Source organism: Citrobacter sp. wls718 (assembly GCF_005280945.1).
Taxonomy (GTDB): Bacteria; Pseudomonadota; Gammaproteobacteria; order Enterobacterales; family Enterobacteriaceae; genus Citrobacter; species Citrobacter gillenii.
In genome coordinates this window covers 1-4498 of sequence record NZ_SZWV01000100.1, presented here as the reverse complement: position 1 = coordinate 4498, position 4498 = coordinate 1, and the positions used below count along the sequence as shown (strand labels likewise).

The window sequence follows — 4498 nt, the reverse complement described above, 5'->3', positions numbered from 1 at the left end:
TTTGTACCAGTAATCGGCAATGCCCGCTTCGACCGCCACGCGCGCGCTGACGTTTGCTGGCAGGACCGATTCACGGTATGCCTCGTCCTGGGCGTCGAAGATATCCGTCGAGGGCAGGGAGACCACGCGAACGTTACGCCCTTCACCCGTCAATTTCTCCGCCGCCAGCAGCGTGATCTCCATCTCTGACCCGGTAGCAATCAGGATAATATCCGGCTTCCCGCCGCCGTCTTTCAGTACGTAGCCGCCGCGGGCAATCTCTTTGACCTGCTCAGGCGTGCGTTCAACCTGTGCCAGGTTCTGCCTGGAAAGGATCAGCGCCGTGGGACCGTTATGGCGCTCAACGGCCAGTTTCCAGCCTACTGCCGCTTCGACCTGATCGCACGGACGCCAGGTGCTGAAGTTGGGCGTCAGGCGCAGGCTGGCGAGCTGCTCTACCGCCTGGTGAGTCGGACCGTCTTCCCCCAGACCAATCGAGTCGTGGGTATAGACCATGATCTGTCGGGCCTTCATTAATGCTGCCATGCGTGCGGCGTTACGGGCGTATTCGACAAACATCAGGAAGGTGGCGGTATACGGGACAAAACCGCCATGATGGGCGATGCCGTTGGCAATGGCGGTCATGCCAAATTCACGCACGCCGTAGTGAATGTAATTCCCGGCCGGGTCGTCTTTCAGCGAGGTTGAGCCTTTCCAGATAGTCAGGTTGCTGGGGGCGAGATCGGCAGAGCCGCCAAGCAGTTCGGGCAGCATCGGGCCATAGACGTTGAGGGTGTTTTGCGATGCCTTACGGGTGGCAATTTTTGCCGGATTAGCCTGCAATTCGCGAATGTATTTCTCGGTACTCTTTTCCCACTCTTTTGGCAGCCCACCACGCATCCGGCGGGTAAACTCTGCTGCCAGTTCAGGATGTGCTTGCTGGTACGCGGAGAAGGTCGTATTCCAGTCCTGCTGGGCTTTTTCGCCTTTTTCCCGCGCGTCCCAGGCCCGATAAATCTCTTTGGGGATGTGAAAGGCGGGATGATGCCAGCCCAGCTTCTGGCGGGTCAACGCCACTTCTTCTTCACCCAGTGCCGCGCCGTGCGCCTCTTCTTTCCCGGCCTTATTCGGCGAGCCAAAGCCAATTACCGTCCGGCAGATAATGAGTGATGGCTTATCGGTCACGCTTTGGGCTTCCAGAATGGCTTTCTTCACCGCTTCAGGATCGTGCCCGTCTATCTCGTGTACCACATGCCAGTGATACGCTTCAAAGCGCTTCGCGGTATCGTCGGTAAACCAGCCTTTGGTTTCGCCATCAATAGATATGCCGTTGTGGTCGTAAAAGCCGATCAGCTTGCCCAGTCCCAGCGTCCCCGCCAGCGAACAGACTTCGTGGGAAATCCCTTCCATCAGGCAGCCGTCGCCCATAAAAACATAGGTGAAATGGCTGACAATCTCATGGCCCGGTTGATTAAACTGCGCGGCCAGCGTTCGTTCGGCCACCGCCAGCCCGACGGCGTTCGCCAGGCCCTGACCCAACGGCCCGGTGGTGGTTTCCACGCCCGGCGTGTAGCCCAGTTCCGGGTGCCCGGGCGTTTTTGAATGCAGCTGGCGGAAGTTCTTTAACTCGTCCAACGGCAGGTCGTAACCGGAAAGATGCAGCAGGCTGTAAAGCAGCATTGAGGCGTGACCGTTGGACAAAATAAACCGGTCACGATCGTACCAGTGAGGATCGCTCGGGTTATGGCGGAGAAAATCGTTCCACAGCACTTCGGCAATATCGGCCATGCCCATCGGTGCGCCGGGATGGCCTGAGTTGGCTTTCTGGACCGCATCCATACTCAGCGCACGAATGGCATTGGCAAGCTCTTTACGGGTCATAGGAAATACTCCTTGAAAAGTAAAGTGTTAGAGCGTGTGTTAATTCACACTTTTGGAGAATTTGCAGGCGTTGTCAGCAAAAAGCATAGCAGACAGGCATGGTATTGCTGGCTTAAGCAGGTAACATGGCTGTTATAAATTGATAACAAATTCTTTCTTTGAGTAGTGAGAGTTTGGCGACCTTCAAAGTTTGCGCCGCTGACTGAGGTGATAATGTGCGGCTCTGCAAAAGGGTTACCTGCGCCACTTTATTGATCGATACGTGAAAGGAACAACAAGATGGATGACCAGTTAAGACAAAGCGCCCTCGATTTCCACGAGTTTCCAGTACCCGGCAAAATTCAGGTTTCGCCAACCAAACCCCTTGCCACCCAACGTGACCTGGCGCTGGCCTATTCACCCGGTGTTGCAGCCCCGTGTCTGGAAATCGAAAAAGACCCGCTGGCGGCCTACAAATACACCGCGCGCGGCAACCTGGTGGCGGTGATTTCCAACGGTACTGCGGTACTGGGGCTGGGCAACATTGGTGCGCTGGCCGGCAAACCGGTGATGGAAGGGAAAGGCGTTCTGTTTAAGAAATTTGCCGGGATTGACGTGTTCGATATTGAAGTCGACGAACTCGATCCGGATAAATTTATTAACGTGGTGGCGGCCCTTGAGCCGACGTTTGGCGGCATCAACCTCGAAGATATTAAAGCGCCGGAATGCTTCTACATAGAGCAAAAACTGCGTGAGCGTATGAATATTCCGGTATTTCATGACGACCAGCACGGCACGGCTATCATCAGCACCGCTGCGATCCTCAACGGTCTGCGGGTGGTGGAGAAGAATATCTCTGATGTGCGTATGGTGGTGTCCGGTGCGGGGGCGGCGGCGATTGCCTGTATGAACCTGCTGGTGGCGCTGGGCATGCAGAAGCACAACATTGTGGTCTGCGACTCCAAAGGTGTGATTTACAAAGATCGCGAACCAAATATGGCTGAAACCAAAGCAGCCTACGCGGTGGAAGATGACGGCAAGCGTACACTGGATGACGTGATTGACGGGGCTGACATCTTCCTTGGCTGTTCCGGCCCGAAAGTGCTGAGCCAGGAGATGGTCAAGAAAATGGCGCGTGCGCCGATGATTCTGGCGCTGGCCAACCCGGAACCGGAAATTCTGCCGCCGCTGGCGAAAGAAGTGCGTTCCGATGCCATTATTTGTACCGGTCGCTCCGACTACCCGAACCAGGTCAACAACGTCCTGTGCTTCCCGTTCATCTTCCGCGGTGCGCTGGACGTGGGTGCCACTGCAATCAACGAAGAGATGAAGCTGGCGGCGGTACACGCTATTGCGGAACTGGCGCATGCTGAGCAGAGCGAAGTGGTGGCCTCCGCCTATGGCGATCAGGACCTGAGCTTTGGCCCGGAATACATCATTCCTAAGCCGTTTGACCCGCGTCTGATTGTCAAAATTGCACCAGCGGTGGCGAAAGCGGCCATGGACTCAGGCGTGGCAACGCGCCCGATTGCCGACTTTGATGCGTACATCGATAAGCTGAGTGAGTTTGTCTACAAAACCAACCTGTTCATGAAGCCGATTTTCTCGCTGGCACGCAAAGCGCCGAAGCGCGTGGTGCTGACGGAAGGGGAAGAGGCGCGCGTGCTGCATGCGACCCAGGAATTGATCACCTTAGGTCTGGCGAAGCCGATCCTGATTGGCCGTCCGAGCGTGATCGAAATGCGCATCCAGAAACTGGGGCTGCAGATCAAAGCCGGTGTTGATTTTGAGATCGTCAACAACGAATCCGACCCGCGCTTCAAAGAGTACTGGAGTGAGTATTATCAGATCATGAAGCGCCGGGGGATCACCCAGGAGCAGGCGCAGCGTGCGGTGATTGCCAACACCACGGTGATTGGTGCGATCATGGTGCAACGCGGTGAAGCGGATGCGATGATCTGCGGCACGATTGGCGACTATCACGAGCATTTCAGCGTGGTGAAAGCGGTATTTGGTCACCGCGACGGTGTGCATACGGCGGGGGCGATGAACGCGCTGTTGCTGCCAAGCGGCAACACCTTTATCGCCGATACCTACGTTAACGATGACCCGACGCCGGATCAACTGGCGGAAATCGCCGTGATGGCGGCCGAAACCGTACGGCGTTTTGGTATCGAACCGAAGGTGGCATTGCTGTCGCACTCCAACTTTGGCTCTTCCAACTGTCCGTCGGCCAGCAAAATGCGCGCAGCGCTGGAGCTTATCAAGGCGCGTGCGCCAGAACTGATGATCGACGGTGAGATGCACGGTGATGCCGCGCTGGTAGAAAGCATTCGTAACGATCGGATGCCGGACAGTCCGCTGAAAGGCTCCGCCAATATTCTGGTGATGCCGAATATGGAAGCGGCGCGTATTAGTTACAACTTACTACGCGTGTCCAGCTCTGAAGGCGTAACGGTCGGCCCGGTGCTGATGGGCGTGGCGAAACCAGTTCATGTATTAACGCCGATCGCCTCTGTTCGTCGTATCGTGAATATGGTGGCGCTGGCGGTTGTAGAAGCGCAAACACAACCGCTGTAATTACGTTAGTGTGAAGTATGAACCCTTACCCTGGCTTGAATGGGGTAAGGGGGAACTGGTGATGCTGCCAACTTACTGA

General features: G+C 56.1%; 2 protein-coding genes. One reads left to right on the top strand and one right to left on the bottom strand.

Translation table 11 applies throughout. The features are described 5' to 3' along the window. Positions 1 to 1860: transketolase (gene tkt, locus FDW95_RS18500; RefSeq protein WP_249359229.1), on the bottom strand; the 1860-nt coding region annotated here is incomplete at its 3' end. A gap of 279 nt (positions 1861 to 2139) precedes the next feature. Between tkt and maeB the strand changes: the two genes are divergently transcribed. Further along, positions 2140 to 4419, top strand: a complete 2280-nt coding sequence (gene maeB, locus FDW95_RS18495; protein WP_096756215.1) for an NADP-dependent oxaloacetate-decarboxylating malate dehydrogenase — start codon at positions 2140 to 2142, stop codon at positions 4417 to 4419. Positions 4420 to 4498 lie beyond the last annotated feature (79 nt).